Annotated in this window: 14 protein-coding genes; 6 read left to right on the top strand and 8 right to left on the bottom strand. The window is 39.7% G+C overall.

Annotated elements, in window-relative coordinates; translation table 11 throughout:
* The first annotated feature begins 268 nt into the window (after window positions 1-268).
* Window positions 269-1,171 (top strand): EamA family transporter RarD, encoded by a 903-nt coding sequence (gene rarD, locus F580_RS0120400; RefSeq protein ID WP_019029615.1) that lies wholly within the window; start codon window positions 269-271, stop codon window positions 1,169-1,171.
* An 85-nt stretch (window positions 1,172-1,256) separates the two neighbouring features.
* Here the strand turns inward: rarD and F580_RS0120395 are convergent, their stop codons facing one another.
* The 6 genes from F580_RS0120395 to F580_RS0120370 all read right to left on the bottom strand — a co-directional run bounded on the left by F580_RS0120395 (window position 1,257) and on the right by F580_RS0120370 (window position 7,742).
* Window positions 1,257-2,516 carry a diguanylate cyclase gene (locus F580_RS0120395; protein WP_019029614.1) on the bottom strand — a complete coding sequence of 420 codons (1,260 nt, stop codon included), beginning with the start codon at window positions 2,514-2,516 and terminating at the stop codon, window positions 1,257-1,259.
* 76 nt (window positions 2,517-2,592) lie between these two features.
* Window positions 2,593-4,767 (bottom strand): DNA helicase II, encoded by a 2,175-nt coding sequence (gene uvrD, locus F580_RS0120390; protein WP_019029613.1) that lies wholly within the window; start codon window positions 4,765-4,767, stop codon window positions 2,593-2,595.
* 274 nt (window positions 4,768-5,041) lie between these two features.
* A complete protein-coding gene (locus F580_RS0120385; RefSeq protein WP_019029612.1) occupies window positions 5,042-5,815 on the bottom strand; it encodes an HAD-IA family hydrolase in 774 nt (257 codons plus the stop codon).
* A gap of 2 nt (window positions 5,816-5,817) precedes the next feature.
* Window positions 5,818-6,531, bottom strand: a complete 714-nt coding sequence (locus F580_RS0120380) for a DUF484 family protein (RefSeq protein WP_245560659.1) — start codon at window positions 6,529-6,531, stop codon at window positions 5,818-5,820.
* A 38-nt stretch (window positions 6,532-6,569) separates the two neighbouring features.
* Window positions 6,570-7,400 (bottom strand): diaminopimelate epimerase, encoded by an 831-nt coding sequence (dapF, locus tag F580_RS0120375; RefSeq protein ID WP_019029610.1) that lies wholly within the window; start codon window positions 7,398-7,400, stop codon window positions 6,570-6,572.
* Window positions 7,401-7,406: 6 nt separating this feature from the next.
* Window positions 7,407-7,742 (bottom strand): LptM family lipoprotein, encoded by a 336-nt coding sequence (locus F580_RS0120370; RefSeq protein WP_157443197.1) that lies wholly within the window; start codon window positions 7,740-7,742, stop codon window positions 7,407-7,409.
* 419 nt (window positions 7,743-8,161) lie between these two features.
* Here F580_RS0120370 and cyaY point away from each other — a divergent pair, with 419 nt between their 5' ends.
* The 5 genes from cyaY to F580_RS0120340 are packed head-to-tail and all read left to right on the top strand — an operon-like array spanning window position 8,162 to window position 12,918.
* Window positions 8,162-8,482, top strand: coding sequence for an iron donor protein CyaY (gene cyaY, locus F580_RS0120360; RefSeq protein WP_019029607.1), 321 nt, complete (start codon window positions 8,162-8,164; stop codon window positions 8,480-8,482).
* Window positions 8,483-8,540: 58 nt separating this feature from the next.
* Complete coding sequence (hemC, locus tag F580_RS0120355; RefSeq protein WP_019029606.1) at window positions 8,541-9,494, top strand: hydroxymethylbilane synthase; 954 nt, start codon at window positions 8,541-8,543, stop codon at window positions 9,492-9,494.
* A complete protein-coding gene (locus tag F580_RS0120350) occupies window positions 9,478-10,296 on the top strand; it encodes a uroporphyrinogen-III synthase (RefSeq protein ID WP_019029605.1) in 819 nt (272 codons plus the stop codon). Before hemC ends, F580_RS0120350 begins: the two co-directional genes overlap by 17 nt.
* A 37-nt stretch (window positions 10,297-10,333) precedes the next feature.
* On the top strand, window positions 10,334-11,704 hold the full coding sequence (locus tag F580_RS0120345; protein ID WP_019029604.1) for a uroporphyrinogen-III C-methyltransferase: 1,371 nt from the start codon (window positions 10,334-10,336) through the stop codon (window positions 11,702-11,704).
* Window positions 11,701-12,918 carry a heme biosynthesis HemY N-terminal domain-containing protein gene (locus tag F580_RS0120340; protein WP_019029603.1) on the top strand — a complete coding sequence of 406 codons (1,218 nt, stop codon included), beginning with the start codon at window positions 11,701-11,703 and terminating at the stop codon, window positions 12,916-12,918. Before F580_RS0120345 ends, F580_RS0120340 begins: the two co-directional genes overlap by 4 nt.
* 672 nt (window positions 12,919-13,590) lie before the next feature.
* Here the strand turns inward: F580_RS0120340 and F580_RS0120330 are convergent.
* Together F580_RS0120330 and F580_RS0120325 are read right to left on the bottom strand one after the other, a co-directional pair.
* A complete protein-coding gene (locus F580_RS0120330; RefSeq protein ID WP_019029601.1) occupies window positions 13,591-13,797 on the bottom strand; it encodes a DUF3565 domain-containing protein in 207 nt (68 codons plus the stop codon).
* Window positions 13,798-14,140: 343 nt separating this feature from the next.
* Window positions 14,141-15,697, bottom strand: a complete 1,557-nt coding sequence (locus tag F580_RS0120325) for an FG-GAP repeat domain-containing protein (RefSeq protein WP_019029600.1) — start codon at window positions 15,695-15,697, stop codon at window positions 14,141-14,143.
* Window positions 15,698-15,972 lie beyond the last annotated feature (275 nt).

Here is a 15,972-nt window from a genome sequence, read left to right as displayed (position 1 = left end):
TAGGAGTAATAACGCTATTTTAACTCAGTGATGCCGTGAAAACCTAGCACTGAAAAATATATTTATAAATCGAATAAAATCACTTGGTTACTAATATGTATTTTTCAGTACTCAGGTTAGTAATAACAAGTTTACAGTGTGGTAAGTGACGTCTACGCTTTTAATGCTCGCATAACTTAATGTCATGTTATTATCCCGACCTATCTATACCCTAGTAATTTACTAGTTGTTAGCCGATCATTACCTAATACCGTTGAATAATTAACTTATGAGTACAGCTTCACAACACCAACTCGAACAAAACAGCAGCCGTAACGGCGCCTTCAGTGCGTTAGCCGCATACCTGCTGTGGGGCTTTGCCCCCATCTACTTTAAATTACTCAGCGAAATTGAGCCCGCTGAAATATTAATGCATCGGGTTATTTGGTCGGCTTTATTTTTGCTCGTGATGATTGTCGTTATGAAAAAATGGTCGCAGCTCGTTGCTGTTTTCCGCCAACCAAAGGTATTACTGCTGCTGTCTTTATCAGCCAGTTTTCTTGCGGTGAATTGGTTTATGTTTATTTGGGCAATAAATAATAATCATTTGCTCGATGCCAGCTTAGGTTACTACATTAACCCACTCTTTAATGTTGTACTGGGCATGATGTTTTTCCATGAACGCTTACGGCGTAATCAGTTATTGGCGGTAGGTTTAGCCTTAATTGGTGTGCTAGTGCAACTAGTGGCGCTAGGAACTCTGCCCATGATTTCATTGGCTTTAGCCAGTACTTTTGCTATCTATGGCTTAATAAGAAAGAAACTACCGGTAAGTTCATTTATCGGGTTATTTATTGAGTCTTTGATAATGTTACCCATAGCGCTTACTTATTGGTTTTTCTTTGTGGATAGCAGCACTAGCAATATGGCGGTTAACACCAGTAACTTGAACTTTACCTTGATCATGGCAGGTATTGTGACTACAGCACCGTTATTATTTTTTACTGCGGCAGCTAAACGATTAGCATTGTCCACTTTAGGTTTCTTCCAATATTTAGGCCCAAGTATTATGTTTTTATTGGCGACCTTCTATTACCAAGAAACAATGAAGAGTGCTGAACTGGTTACCTTCATTTTCATTTGGGCTGCTTTGATACTCTACAGCGTAGATTCATTAAGAAATCGCAATTAAAAACAGCTGAATTTAACTCAAAAAAGCGCTTGTTCTCCGTAGGAGTAATAAGCGCTGTTCTCATGGTTACTTGACTTCAGCTCATCTAATCTTCGAGTTCAGCCCCTGAAATAACCAACTGATTACGACCATTTTCTTTGGCTAAATAGAGCGCATTATCGGCTTCATTCAATTGCTTAGCAAATTCGTCGTGGCTATCAAAGACCACGCCTAAGCTTAATGTTATCGAGACTGACGCATCTCCTGCGGGAATAGTAGACACCGATATTTCGCGCCTGAAGTCATCTAACTTATTATATAAGTTGTCGACATCTAAACCATGCAACAATACCGCAAACTCTTCGCCACCTAAACGTGCGGTAAGCCCTGAACTAAAGTGTTTACGCATATAAAGAGCTACCACTTTTAACACCTGATCGCCTACATCATGGCCATGGTTATCATTAACCTTCTTAAAGAAATCAATATCGATCATGGCTAAACAGTAAGGTACTTTTTTGCTGACATATTCTTTAATACGAAGTTTGGCACTACGGAAAAAGGCACGGCGGTTAGCAAGGTCGGTTAAGTAATCGGTATTAGCGGCATGCTGAATTTTGGCGAAATTATTCAGACTGTCAATGTTTTGTGTAATGCGACAATAGAATTCTTCAGGACAAAATGGCTTACGTAGAAAATCATCGGCGCCATTTTTTATAAAGCGCGCCGAGTGAATACCATTACTGGCTCCAGATATACCTATCACCGCTAACTGCTCACGGGTATAAACTCGGCGTATTTCATTGGTCAGCTCAATACCGTCCATTTCGGGCATTTCTAAGTCAGTGATAACCATTTTAATATCTTTATGTTGGCTAATTTTCTCTAACGCTTGCACACCATTATTTGCCGTGATGACATTAAAATTACGCCGCTTTAATAATTCAACAATATGATTACGCGCGGCAGATGAATCATCAACCACTAAAATAGTATTTTGATTATTAGTCAACTGCCAATGTAAAACACGTTTTAAATACAAAAAAGCTTGGCTATTTTCTTTAGGAATATAATCAATAACTGGCTGCGATAGTATTTTTTGACGAGTTTCATCATCCATTTTACCGGTCATCACAATACCCGGAATACCATGAGATAATACACAAGCAATTGCTTCGCCATCCAGGGCATCAGGTAAGGCATAATCAATGGTGGCAGCAAAAAAATCAGTATCGGTAGATAAGATATTTTCCACTTCAGCCAAGCTAGTGGCAATAACCACCTCAAACTTTAATGAACGGGCTATCTGCTTGATAACCGTCGCTATAGGCTTACTGTCTTCTACTACTAATAATCTTTGAGACATCTCAATACCTTCTGATTTAAATTTAGGCTATTTTTATTGTCAACTTCAAAGCTAAAAATACTCCACTAACAAGCCCTTAAACCGCTTGTAAATTGGCGTACTCAACAACAAGCCACTTGCTGCCTACCTCTTCAAAATTCACCTGAATCCTTGATTGGGCACCACTGCCTTCATAGTTAAGTACCACACCCTCACCAAACTTAGCATGCTTAACTTGCTGACCCAACTTAAACCCAGTATTTGCAAACGTTTCAAGGGTAAATGTATTAGAGAACTTACCCACTTTACTAGGCCGTTTAATTTGTGATTGCATGCGAATTTCTTCAATACAATCTTCAGGTAGTTCGCGTAGAAAACGACTGGCTTTATGGAATTTTTCTTGTCCATATAAGCGGCGGCTTTCGGCGTGGCATAAGTATAGCTTACGCATCGCTCTTGTCATGCCGACATAACATAAACGGCGCTCTTCCTCGAGACGGCCAATTTCTTCTACCGATTTTTGTGATGGGAACATGCCTTCTTCAAGGCCGGCAATAAACACTAAGGGGAATTCTAGCCCTTTAGCCGAATGCATGGTCATTAACTGTACTGCGGCTTCAAATTCATCAGCTTGTGACTCACCTGACTCTAATGCCGCATGGGTTAAAAATGCCGTTAGTGGTGTTTGTTCTTCTATTAACTCAGCATCCGGTATATAGGTTTGGCAAGCGGTAACTAGCTCATTTAAGTTTTCTATACGCTGGGCAGCACGCTCACCTTTTTCAGCTTGATACATAGCCTTTAGACCACTATTGCTGATAATAAAATTGGCTTGCTGATCAAGGTCTAAATTACCGGTATCATCTTCTAATTGTTCAATCAGTTGCATAAAGGCGGTAATTGTTTTCGCGCCTCGGCCTTTCAATTGCTCTGCTTGCAACATTTGCTGACATGCCTGCCACATGGTGACTTCCATACCGCGTGCGGCATCTCTCACCAAAGACAAGGTTTGGTTGCCAATGCCACGGGTTGGCGTATTGATAATGCGCTCAAAAGCCGCATCATCATCACGGTTATTGATCAGGCGCATGTAGGCCAGTGCATCTTTGATTTCCTGACGTTCGAAGAAGCGTTGACCGCCATAAATACGATAGGGTAACTGCCCTTGTAATAAGGCTTCCTCGAGTAAACGTGATTGCGCATTAGAACGATACAATATCGCCACTTCATCAAGCTTGCCACCATCATCACGCCACTGCTTGATACGGCTAGCCATAAAGCGCGCTTCATCAATTTCATTAAAAGCGGTATAAATGGAAATCTTGTCACCGGCTTCACCATCGGTCCACAGTTTTTTACCCATGCGATTATTATTATTGCTAATTAATTGATTGGCAGCATTCAATATATTGGCGGTTGAGCGATAATTTTGCTCGAGGCGAATAGTTTTGGCTCCATCATATTCTTTTAAGAATCGCTCGATATTTTCTATCTTGGCACCACGCCAACCATAAATAGATTGGTCATCATCACCAACAATCATTACTTTACTGCGAGCTTTTCCTAGCATGGTAAGCCAGGCATATTGTATAGCGTTGGTATCTTGAAACTCATCCACTAAAATATGGCCAAAACGCTGTTGGTAATGCTCTAACAAGGCAGGGTTTTTCAACCATAACTCATGGGCGCGTAGTAATAATTCGGCAAAATCCACTAAACCCGATCTATCGCAGGTTTCTTGATAGGCTTTATAAACCTTAACAAATAACTCTTCTGTTGGGTCAAATTGGGCATCAATATGTTGTGGACGTAAGCCCTCATCTTTTTTGCCATTGATATACCAAACAAATTGTTTAGGCGGCCACTTTTTCTCATCAAGTTCTAATGAGCGGACAATACGCTTTATTAAACGTAATTGATCATCACTATCAAGTACTTGAAAGCTTTGTGGTAAGTTAGCTTCTTGAAAATGCATACGTAATAATCGATGCGCTAAACCATGAAATGTACCTATCCACATACCGTGAGTATTACCATTGGCTACCTGCTCTACCCGAGCGCGCATTTCTGCGGCAGCTTTATTGGTAAACGTTACCGCTAGAATACTGTGTGGAGAAACGCCTTCAACTTGCATTAACCAAGCAATACGTTGCACCAATACTCGGGTTTTGCCACTGCCGGCGCCAGCCAAAACAAGCATATTTTGTTTAGGGGCGGCAACAACTTCACGCTGCTTATCATTAAGGGAGTCGAGTAATTCTGAAACGTCCATAGGGTTAAAAACCTTGATTGAGTGGCATTATCTAATGAAGTAGATAGCGGTACTGAAAAATTAGCAAAAGTATATCACTATTTAGGCTGACTTGTTGTGGTGTGCTGTTTATTTTTACAGTACCAAGTATTTAATAAAATACACCTAGTGTGGGGATTTATCGAGCAAGCTATTGAAGTGGCTTAATGGCGTTACAATGCACTGAATAGCAAAAAAAAAGCACGCTACTTTATCAATAGGGTGCTTTTGATTGCGATTTATTTAAACCACGAGTTTAGAGCTCAGACAGCTCAGTAACATGCGCTAATTCAATATGAGGGATTTGCCGCAGTTTTTTACCAACACCGTATTGTGGTAACCAAGCTGCTTGGCAGCCCGCATTTAACGCACCATAAATGTCGGCAAAACCACAATCGCCAACATGCAATAATTGCTCAGGACGAATGACTAACTGCTGACATACCAAGGTAAACATATCTGTTGCTGGTTTTTGTCTAAGCAAATATTCACTTTCACCTTGAGTGCTAGCTGCTTGAAACCCGGCATGGTAAATATGGGTAAAATAATGCTCAATACCTAAGGCTTTAGTATCGACATTGCCATTACTAATAGCCACTAAAGGAAATTTTTTGCTTAAATTCGCTAATAGTTCATGGCTTGCTTTTGGTACGGTAAAGTCACTTCGTAAACTAATAAAATAATCTAAACCCGCCTGTGCTGCTTTTATCGACTCTTCGACAGAAAGTTGCAACGCCAAAAAACCTAATCGATAAGTCTCATATCGAACTCTAACAACATCATGAGTAAGTTCAGGTGTCACTGATATCGCTTGTTGTCGATATGGCGCCCAGAAGCGACGATTAAAAACCTGCTTTGGTTTAAGCCGTAGTTCAGATACTGACTCAAGTGATAACATGGCAAATTTTTCAGTAAAATACTGCACCATCTTTTTTTCAATCGCCAGCATAACTGGACGGTTGTTATATAAAGTGTCATCTAAATCAAAGCTAATCGCTTTGATTTCTGTTAAACGACGGTAGATTTGCATGCTTACAAAGCCAACTGTTGCTGTAACAATTTTGCCACTAAACGTTTGAACTGGCTTAACAATAAAGTATCCATGCGGGGATCAAAATGATGTGCATCCTCACTGCTAATCGCAAGAAAGCCAATCGGTTGTTCATCGTGGATAAGCTTAATCAGCACCACTGATCCTGTACATTCATGGGAGAAAATTAATGCCTGCTCCGAGGCTTGCAAACGACCAAAGTAATACTCGTCGTTAGTTAAACGATTTTGCATTACGCCCGCGCAATCATTGGTTGATATACAGTGGTGAGTAACGGTTGGGTTATTTGCAGGGATCAGCCACAATTTAAACGAAGATAATGATAACAATTCAGTGGTCGCTTGATGTAAACAATCGAGCAACTCTGCTGCTGATTGGCAATCAAGTAAACGCAAATAAAGATCGCTATAGAGTACAAACAACTGCTCATTATGGTTAGCTACTGACATTAGCTGAGTAATCTCATCTTCTAAACCATGTACTTTTTGGCGAAGTTGCTGCTGTTGCCGCTCGACTAAAGAAACAGTACCACGGTGCTCATCATTTAAGCGTAAGCTGGTCATCAAACTGTTATTGCGATTAAAAAACTCAGGATTATCTTGCAGGTAACTGACCACCAACTCATCGGTTAATGGTAGTTCTTCACTGTTAATGCTCTTTTGTAGATCATTCATGTTGCTGGATTCTTCTTTCATTGGATGCCATCGTTAATTAGAGTAGGGTGAATAGTGGCTTAGATCGATATTTGACCATCAAATACATGTGTTGCCGGTCCTGACATTTTTACCGGGTGGCCAGGTCCTTGCCAAAATATACGTAACTTACCGCCAGGCAATTCTACGGTGACTTGTTTGGCGAGTTTTTTCTGCATATAGCCAACGACAACGGCAGCACAAGCACCACTACCACAAGCCAAGGTTTCTGCTGCGCCGCGTTCATAAACTCTTAATTTAATATAATTGGGTGAGACGATTTCCATAAAGCCAACATTGGTATCTTTTGGAAAACGCTCATGAGTTGATAACTCTTGACCAAGAGATGCGACTGGCGCCTCAAGGACATTATCCACGGTAACGACACAGTGTGGATTACCCATTGATACTGCACCACATAAAACGGTTTCGCTTTCACTACGCAGAATATAAGTGCCTTCCATTTTTTGTGCATTAAAAGGAATCTTATTCGGCTCAAATTGTGGTACCGGCATGGTCACAGAAATATTACCATCGCGCTCAATCTGTAAATTCATTTTTCCGGTACTAGTAGAGACTTTGATCTTATGTTTATTACACAAGCCTTTCATGCGAACAAACTTGGCAAAACAACGAGCGCCATTACCACATTGCCCTACTTCACTACCATCAGCATTATAAATGCGATAATGAAAATCTAAATCAGGATCATAAGGCGGTTCTACCACTAAAAGCTGATCAAAGCCGACACCAAAGTTTCTATCGGCAAATTTCATGATTTGCTCTGGCGATAAAAAAACATTTTGCGTGACATTATCAATCACTAAAAAATCATTACCTAAACCATGCATTTTAGAAAAATTAACTAGCATTAATACTTACTCTTTAATAGGATCTGTAGATTGCTTATCCGATGGATTGATAGCTTGTTCAATCGGTTGCTGAGCAGCTTGTGGTTGCTCAGATTTTTCAAGCATTGTTACTGATTTTTTCTGTGAGTCAGCCGGTTGACTAACGCCATTTTTTTGGCTTACTGCGCCCTGCTCGGTCATGGTATTTTGTTCGCTAGAGGCTTGCTCAGGCGTTTCATACAAATCACCTTTAATACCGCACGCAGATATAAAAATAGCCGCAAAAAATGTCAATAATATTGATTTGAATTTTGATTCTTGATGAAACTTTTTTTGTCGGTATCGGAGTCTTTTGATGCGCATGATGGTTTTTACCATGAAAGTCGTTTAAATCAAGGTTTTTACCCTAACTTAACCGCTTAGTATCTATATTTATTTTGTCTGATTGCTATTATACTCACATGCTTATCAACATTTATAGCAATTCTAATAAGTTTATTCTCACTCAGCGGGACTTAAAAGGCTTATAAGGCAAGGCATTGATTGAAGATAATAATTATTTTATGGTTAAAATCAATAACGCGGTATTTAAGCCTTTGAAACTAGCCCTTTGGGCCTTTTACAGCGTTTAAATAATCGCACAGAAGCTTTTTAATATAGAATGATTAGATATAAAAAACGCTGCTTATTTTCACCGCGTTAACAAGCTCTGACAGAAAACTAACTGAATAGACTTGGTATGTTACTCACTTAAAAAAATAATGATATTTAAAGGATAGGCAATGAACGATAGCCAATACAACTTGCTCGCCGATGAACTGCTTCTCGCTATTGAAGAAGCGATTGAAGAATCTGGTGTTGATATAGATTACGAAGGCGTTGGCGGATTATTAACGCTGACTTTTCTAAATACCACCAAAGTAATTATCAACAAGCAAGCCCCGTTACATGAAATATGGGTAGCAACAAAATTCAACGGTCACCACTTTACCTTTGACAACGAATGTTGGATAGATAAGCGTAGTGGCGATGAATTTTGGCAATTTTTATCAAATGCCGTAAGCACACAAGCTGAAGCTGAATTAACACTTTCAGCTCAGTAATACCGATAAGTTCATTAAGAACTTATGGGTATCACCATCATATATTTGGATACATTGAATGAATAACACCACAGTACGAATTGCCACGCGTAAAAGCGCCCTCGCTTTATGGCAAGCAGAATATGTGAAAGCGCAACTTGAACATTTTCATGACGGCATTAACGTTGTATTAGTGCCGATGACAACAAAAGGCGATATCATTTTAGACACGCCTTTGGCCAAAGTCGGTGGTAAAGGGTTATTTGTTAAAGAACTTGAAGTAGCCATGCTTGAAGACCGTGCTGATATCGCGGTGCATTCAATGAAAGATGTGCCAGTAGATTTTCCAGAAGGCTTAGGCCTAGAAGTTATTTGTCCTCGTGAAGATCCCCGTGATGCCTTTGTTTCTAATACCATCAAATCATTAGCCGATTTACCCAAAGGCGCCATCGTTGGTACCTCTAGCTTACGTCGCCAATGTCAATTAAAAGCAAGCCGCCCAGATTTAGATATTCGTGATTTACGAGGCAATGTCAATACGCGCTTGAGAAAATTAGACGAAGGCCAATACGACGCCATAATCTTAGCGGCTGCTGGTTTAATTCGTTTAGCAATGCCAGAACGTATTGCACAATTCATCGAACCAGAAGAAATGTTACCGGCAAATGGCCAAGGTGCCGTGGGTATTGAATGTCGTAATGATGATGAAAACATTAAAGCCTTATTAGCGCCATTAGAATGTGCAACGACCCGTATTCGCGTACTAGCAGAGCGTGCGATGAATAAAGCGCTTGAAGGCGGCTGCCAAGTGCCTATTGCTAGCTACGGCGTAATTTCTGAAGATGGCAAAGAAATTTACTTGCGCGGCTTAGTTGGCGCGGTTGACGGTAGTGAAATGATCGAAAGTGAAATCACTGGCCCCGTAGAAGAAGGTGAAGCACTGGGCAATAAACTCGCACAAGAGTTACTTAGCCGAGGCGCAGACAAAATCTTACAGCAAGTTTATTCAGAAAATAATGACGAAAAAAAGTAAGTTTTCCAAAAAACCGTCTCAAGCGACACCGCTTGAGACGGATACCAATGAGTCACTAAAGGTCTTAATCACTAGACCCGAAGTTAAAGCTCAGCAACTTACTTTGTTACTTAATCAACAAGGCATAGCCAATACCAGCCAACCCCTCTTTGATTATCAAAGTAACGCCAGCGCTAACGACATAGCCACAGCATTAAAACATGCCGATATACTTATTTTTGTTAGTGTTGCTGCGGTTGAATTTACTCAGCTGAACTATCCGTTAAGTAATAGTGTATCTCAGCGGTTTTTTGCTGTCGGTAATGCCACAAAACAAGCGTTACATGCAATAGGAATAACCGAGGTATCGACGCCACCTTCTCAACAAGAACACAGTGAAGGTTTACTTAAGCTGTCACAATTGACCAAGATCAAGAACAAAAAAGTGGTCATATTCCGTGGTAATGGTGGCCGAGAACATATTGCTAATAATTTACGCCAACGAGGTGCTAAAGTTAGTTATATAGAAAGTTATCAACGTGTATGGCGAACATTACCAATAAATATTGCCCAACAATGGCGAGCACAACAAATTAACTGTATTGTCATTACCAGTAACGATATATTATTAGCCTTAGTAAAATATCTAGCCAATACCACTGAAAGCACTGATCATTTTTGGCAATCTCAATGTCTGTGGCTTGTAGTCAGTGAACGTATTGAAAAAAACGCCAAAGCCTTAGGCTTAAAACGGGTGATTAATGCCCACAGTGCTAGTTCTCAAATACTCTGTAATACGTTGCAAACACTCTCTTGCTCGTAGTCTGTTTATAACGTAAATAACGATGGAAAATAGAATCATGTCGGATAACGAAGTCTCTAAAAACAATTTATCGGATAATAGCGAACCCGAGAAAAAAGAGGCCGCTAAATTATCATCTGCCAGTAATGCCAAGACAACAGCGGCAAAACCTGAACAGAAGAGCCCCCCTGCCAGCCCGATAACTAAAAAGCCATCACGCGCTCAGCTCGACACTAAAAAATCATCGAATAAAACCTCAATAATGGCCCTCGTCATTGCTTTATTAAGTATTTTCGCCTCCATAGGCCATTATGTTTGGCAGCAGCAACAAACTAGCGCGCAACTTTTAACCTTAAGTCAGCAAAACCAACAAGCGTTACAACAAAGCCAAGAGCAACTTCGAACCAGCTTAATAAACACTTTTAATAACCAATTACAGCAACATAAAAGCACTAGTCAATCACAAGAAAGCGCCCAAAAAGCGCATCTTGATAGTGACGCTCAAATACAACAATTATCAACTCAAATAAGTCAAATAAAGCAGCAAGTAAGCCAACGCCAGCCAAGTGATTGGTTAATTCATGAAGCTGAATACCTGGTTCGTGTCGCTGCTCGCACTATGTGGTTAGAGCGTGATACGAAAGCCGCTATTAGTTTACTGCGCGAGGCCGACAGTCGACTTAAAGAACTCAAGCAACCTAAATATTTACCGGTGCGCGCCTTAATTAATGAAGATATTGAAGCCTTAGCCTTAATGCCGACCTTACAAAATCAACAAGCCATTTTAACCTTGATGGCGCTGAATAAGCAGGTGCCAAGCTTAACACTTGCCAAGGTTAATTTAGGTGAAACATTAGCCGGCGAAAAAGAAGATTTTACTCTTTCGGACAATATTAACGACTGGCAAACAAATCTGGCCAAGACCTGGCAAAAGTTTCTTAATGATTTTATTACGGTTCGTCGTAGAACCGGCATGGTTGAACCTTTAATGACACCTAATCAACAACAACATTTAAGACAGAACTTAAGCTTAAAAGTACAGTTAGTGCAATGGGCCGCCAGCGAACAAAAGGCGGAGGTATATCAACAAACTTTGCTTGATATTCAACAGTGGCTCAATGAATATTTTGATATGGACTTAGCGAGCAATCAAAAGTTTTATCAATCAATCGAACAGCTAAAACAGCAAATTGTTTATTACGACTACCCAAGTGACTTAGTCTCATTGGCGGCTATGCAACGCTTGCTTGAAACGACTAAACAAGGTGCAGTGCAACATAAAAACCCCCTGAAAACTGAGTTAACTGAAACAATTACCACTGAAGAATCAGCGCTAGAGTTAACACCTAAAGAAATAAAGCCTAAAGAAATAAAAGCTGAAGTAAAAAAGCCTATTGAAGATGAGCCAATGAGTGGAGGTCAACGATGATCCGCATCATTATCGGTTTAGTGCTTTTTCTTTGCGTAATGGCCATCAGTCCCTTTTTAATTGATGAAAAAGGTTACATCCTTATTGCCATGGGCAATACCACTATAGAGTTAACCGTACTCTCTGCAGGTATTATGCTAACGCTACTCTTTATAACTTTAGTGCTTAGCTTAAAGCTACTACGTGGTGGTTTAAACTTTAGTTTTGGTACTTGGAATAAGCTCGCTTTTGCCGGACAACGCCGTGGCATTGCTAATTTTAACAAAGGCTTGGCTGCTTATATGCTAGAGGATTATAGCCAAGCAGAAGCGTTATTTTCAAAAAGTGCCATTCCATCAAAACGTAAACAAAGTGCTTATCTATTGGCGGCATCAGCCTCTGCCAAGTTAGCACTGAATAGTAACACCAATCATTATTTAGCCTTACTTGAAAAAGAAACCGTTAAAATTAAAGATCTCGGCTTAGAAAGCATCATTGTAAATATCAAATTACTAATGAATCAAGATAGCAGCGAACCTTACGCTAAGGCACGCTTGCTCATTGATGAAAATCACAAACAAATTGGTCATGATGCGCGCTTACTGGCACTGGAAATAGATTTATGTTTGGTTGAACAACGCTTTGAGCAAGCACTGCATTATTTACCTTCTGCACACAAAGCAAAAACCATCAGCGATAAAACGGTTCGGCTTTGGGAAAAAAAGGCCTACTACGGTAGTTTCACTGACAGTATTAAACAGCATAACAGTAACAAATTACAAACCAATTGGGATACTCTAGGTCGTAAGGTTAAACAGCGCGAAGCCGTTCTACTTGCTTACTGTCAGGTGTTGGCTGAGCACGAAATTATTGAACCGATAAACAAGTTATTAGTGCCTTTATTTAAAAAATCACCCAGCGCTGAATTTTTAAAACAAACGCGTAACCTACCGATTAAACACGCTGATGAGCTGATAGCTATTGTGCAGAAACAGCTACATAAAGATATTCATAGTGGTAAATGGCTGAGCTGTTTAGGCCACCTAGCGTTGATGAGCGAACAATACTCTATGGCAGAGAAGGCTTTTGGCAGCTTGATAAAGCTTGAGGAAGAAAACTACGGTAAGCAGTATGATTTACAAGATCTGCATGCGCTAGCACAAGCCCATGGCCTGCAAGGGCAACATCAAGCAGCAAATGATACTTGGCTAAAGGCGAGTCGCTTCACAAAGTAATACCAAGTTGATTAAGTTCTTTCCCACTCAGCGAGAATTAAAAGGCTTAGAGGCAAGGCATTGATTGAAGAGAATGGTTTTTCCCTTGTCAAAATCAATAACGCAGCATGTAAGCCTTTTAAACTCGCCCTCTGGGAGCTTGCTCGATGCCCACTAACATCGTTAAATTTATTTGATTTAGAATGACTAAACCGAAACAAATTTCCCTTGTTATTGAACATTGAGCAGAGCTCTGAGTTGGGAAGAAATTTAATCAAATTGGTATAAGCTCAACTCTGGATAAGTAAAGTTACTCAACAAGCTAATTTATAAGAAAACAAGGAGTGTTTTTTGAAAGGATTCATTTTAACCTTATTGCTGTTGGTGCACTTAAAGCCAACTCTGGCAGCAATGATAACAACAGAGCATTGTGATCAGGCGTTGGCATCAACTATTTTCTTGATAAAAGACTTTCTTAGGTTTCTATTGCGGCACCATCAATATAGAGACCATTTATAATGACAGCTTCGAAATAGTGCACCATGCTGCTTACGGTATATCGGTGGGTTATAAATATTACTTTTATGGCAAAGATAACCCAGGTTTGTCGCTTGGGGTAACTTATAATGTTTATAACGATGACCATTACCCTTTCTTCAGTCTGGGTTACCGCTATTAACTACACCTTAGCGGTTAGACTTTATCTTTAGGTGCCATCTCATCACATTTCTTACACTTAAGTTTATGCCCTAACATGCCTTCTCGCCCACTAAGTGACGTTACCCAAGGTCTGTTTATAAAAGGCGGCTTGTGCCTAACATGTTGAAAATGACCACAAGCTAACTCAGCCACCCAATGCCGCTCTTCATCTTGATGATACCCACAAATATCTTGTTTCATAGTATAAATTATCGCTGTGTTTTATTGCCTTAGCTAACTAATACCAAGTTGATTAAGTTCTTTCCCACTCAGCGAGAATTAAAAGGCTTAGAGGCAAGGCATTGATTGAAGAGAATGGTTATTCCCTTGTCAAAATAAATAACGCAGCATGTAAGTCTTTTAAACTCGCCCTCTGGGAGCTTGCTCGATGCCCACTAACATCGTTAAATTTATTTGATTTAGAATGACTAAACCGAAACAAACTTTCCTTGTTATTGAACATTGAGCAGAGCTCTGAATTGGGAAGAAATTTAATCAAATTGGTATAATAATGGTGGAAGCTATTGGTAAACTATCGAGGTTGCTACAGTGAAAAGAGCACTTTAAACTCTTTAGCTTTCCCTTCGCCATCAAGACGAGAGAACTTCATCAATAAATCATCTTTGCCATCACCATTTAAATCTTCAACCATGACAAGATTACCATTTTTAGGTAACTGCGTGTCGTAGCCAACACTGCGCTTGTTAAATGAGCGTTTATATTTGCTGCTTTTAGTAATTTTTTTACCTAGGTATATTTTTAGCTCATCGTCATCATCAGACAAGATCAATTCTTTTAAACCATCGCCATTTAAGTCTGCTAACTTAACCACCGCACTACCACTTTGGCCCGAAGTTAAACTAAAGGTCAGTTCAACATCTTTTTTTATCGCCGGTTTCGCGGGGAACTTATCCTGCTCGTTCATTTTAAATACATAGACATCTTGGTCAATCCCCCCCGTAATCAAAGCACCAATAATTTGTGATAAACCAATATCAAAGCCAGCAATTAAAACCTCAAGTTTGTCATCATTATCAATATCAACAAACTCTAATCCTGTTAACGTACCTTCAGCATGAATGACGCTGTCAGCCTGTTGTGCATAGCTCAACACGCCTTGGCTTTTTTTACCGAGGAATATTTCATAATCGTTAACACGGTCAAGCACACCAGAAGCCTTGGTGTAGCGAACTACCATATCGGTAATACCATCGGCATTGACATCGCGTAGCTCTTCTAACTTGCGATACTCCAAATCACTTTGATCTAATTGTTCACCACTTTCATCACGCTTATTCCACCAATCGGTACCACTGATCGCTTCATTAATCGGTAAGATAACTGCTGTGCTAGAAAATTTACTCTGTTCAGTTTGAGGATAAACAATCATTTCGCCATCACCTACCAATAAAATGTCTGTTTTTTTATCAAAATTAACATCCGTAAAATATAACTTGGTTTCAGTATAAGTCGCCCCTGCTGAGAGCACCCGTACCTCAGGTTTTATCGGCAGAGTTTGCTTAGCAAAGCTATTCATTCCTTGGCCGATAAAAATATGAGTTTGAGTAAAGTCAGCAATAATCACGTCATCAAAATTGTCATTATTCAAATCTTGAATAAAGTTTCCTTTACTAAGAAAGTCCGCCTGCTCTTGTACATATAAGGAGTCAATATCTACCAGTTTCTTAAACTGTTTATTTTTATAAAGGGCGAGTGAATCCGCAGAAAGAAAATAGATATTTTGTGTTCGCCCGGCTTTCTCTTCGGGTTTTAGCTCACTTAAATCAAAGCGATAAAAGTGCTTAGGGATAATGGCTTGTTCTGCGATAACATACTGACTTGTCTGCTTGTTTAACTGATAAATAATTAACCATCGGTTACCCTTTTCATCAACAGAAAACGTGACTAACTCTTTACCTTTATTTGGCAGTACGTCTGCGGCAATAATTTCTTGAGTGAGGTTATAGGGAGAAATAATCATCACTTCATTGAAGTCAACGGTACTCGACTTACTGGCAGACGACGTAAAAGAAGTGGCACAGCCAATAGTGGTTAGTATGGCGAATACGATTTTATTGTTAAACAGCTGAATTTTTTTCATTAAGTGAGATCCATATTGTCGGTTTTAACTATATTCTGATAAATGTAGAACACTAAAAGTAGTTAGAGTTCCCTAGCTTTATCTAACATATAACACATAGCTGAGTTTCAACGCATTAAAAAAGCTGTTACATAATATGTAACAACATTGTAGGACTCGGTTATTAAACACTTACATACGATGAGCATTATCCCTTTTTATACTTAATATTAGCTATAACCAACATAATCGGCTTGGAGTTTCTTGGCGTTAACCTATAACCGCGTGCTCATCAT

This window comes from Colwellia piezophila ATCC BAA-637, assembly GCF_000378625.1.
Taxonomy (GTDB): domain Bacteria; phylum Pseudomonadota; class Gammaproteobacteria; order Enterobacterales; family Alteromonadaceae; genus Colwellia; species Colwellia piezophila.
The sequence above is the reverse complement of the archived record's forward strand: the minus strand, read 5'-3'. Positions and strand labels throughout refer to the sequence as shown.

What these genes read in the sequence shown, in the direction of transcription:
- rarD (WP_019029615.1), top strand. Translation starts at nt 269, where the DNA reads ATGAGTACAGCTTCACAACACCAACTCGAACAAAACAGCAGCCGTAAC.
- F580_RS0120395 (WP_019029614.1), bottom strand. Translation starts at nt 2,516, where the DNA reads ATGTCTCAAAGATTATTAGTAGTAGAAGACAGTAAGCCTATAGCGACG.
- uvrD (WP_019029613.1), bottom strand. Translation starts at nt 4,767, where the DNA reads ATGGACGTTTCAGAATTACTCGACTCCCTTAATGATAAGCAGCGTGAA.
- F580_RS0120385 (WP_019029612.1), bottom strand. Translation starts at nt 5,815, where the DNA reads ATGCAAATCTACCGTCGTTTAACAGAAATCAAAGCGATTAGCTTTGAT.
- F580_RS0120380 (WP_245560659.1), bottom strand. Translation starts at nt 6,531, where the DNA reads ATGAAAGAAGAATCCAGCAACATGAATGATCTACAAAAGAGCATTAAC.
- dapF (WP_019029610.1), bottom strand. Translation starts at nt 7,400, where the DNA reads ATGCTAGTTAATTTTTCTAAAATGCATGGTTTAGGTAATGATTTTTTA.
- F580_RS0120370 (WP_157443197.1), bottom strand. Translation starts at nt 7,742, where the DNA reads ATGCGCATCAAAAGACTCCGATACCGACAAAAAAAGTTTCATCAAGAA.
- cyaY (WP_019029607.1), top strand. Translation starts at nt 8,162, where the DNA reads ATGAACGATAGCCAATACAACTTGCTCGCCGATGAACTGCTTCTCGCT.
- hemC (WP_019029606.1), top strand. Translation starts at nt 8,541, where the DNA reads ATGAATAACACCACAGTACGAATTGCCACGCGTAAAAGCGCCCTCGCT.
- F580_RS0120350 (WP_019029605.1), top strand. Translation starts at nt 9,478, where the DNA reads ATGACGAAAAAAAGTAAGTTTTCCAAAAAACCGTCTCAAGCGACACCG.
- F580_RS0120345 (WP_019029604.1), top strand. Translation starts at nt 10,334, where the DNA reads ATGTCGGATAACGAAGTCTCTAAAAACAATTTATCGGATAATAGCGAA.
- F580_RS0120340 (WP_019029603.1), top strand. Translation starts at nt 11,701, where the DNA reads ATGATCCGCATCATTATCGGTTTAGTGCTTTTTCTTTGCGTAATGGCC.
- F580_RS0120330 (WP_019029601.1), bottom strand. Translation starts at nt 13,797, where the DNA reads ATGAAACAAGATATTTGTGGGTATCATCAAGATGAAGAGCGGCATTGG.
- F580_RS0120325 (WP_019029600.1), bottom strand. Translation starts at nt 15,697, where the DNA reads ATGAAAAAAATTCAGCTGTTTAACAATAAAATCGTATTCGCCATACTA.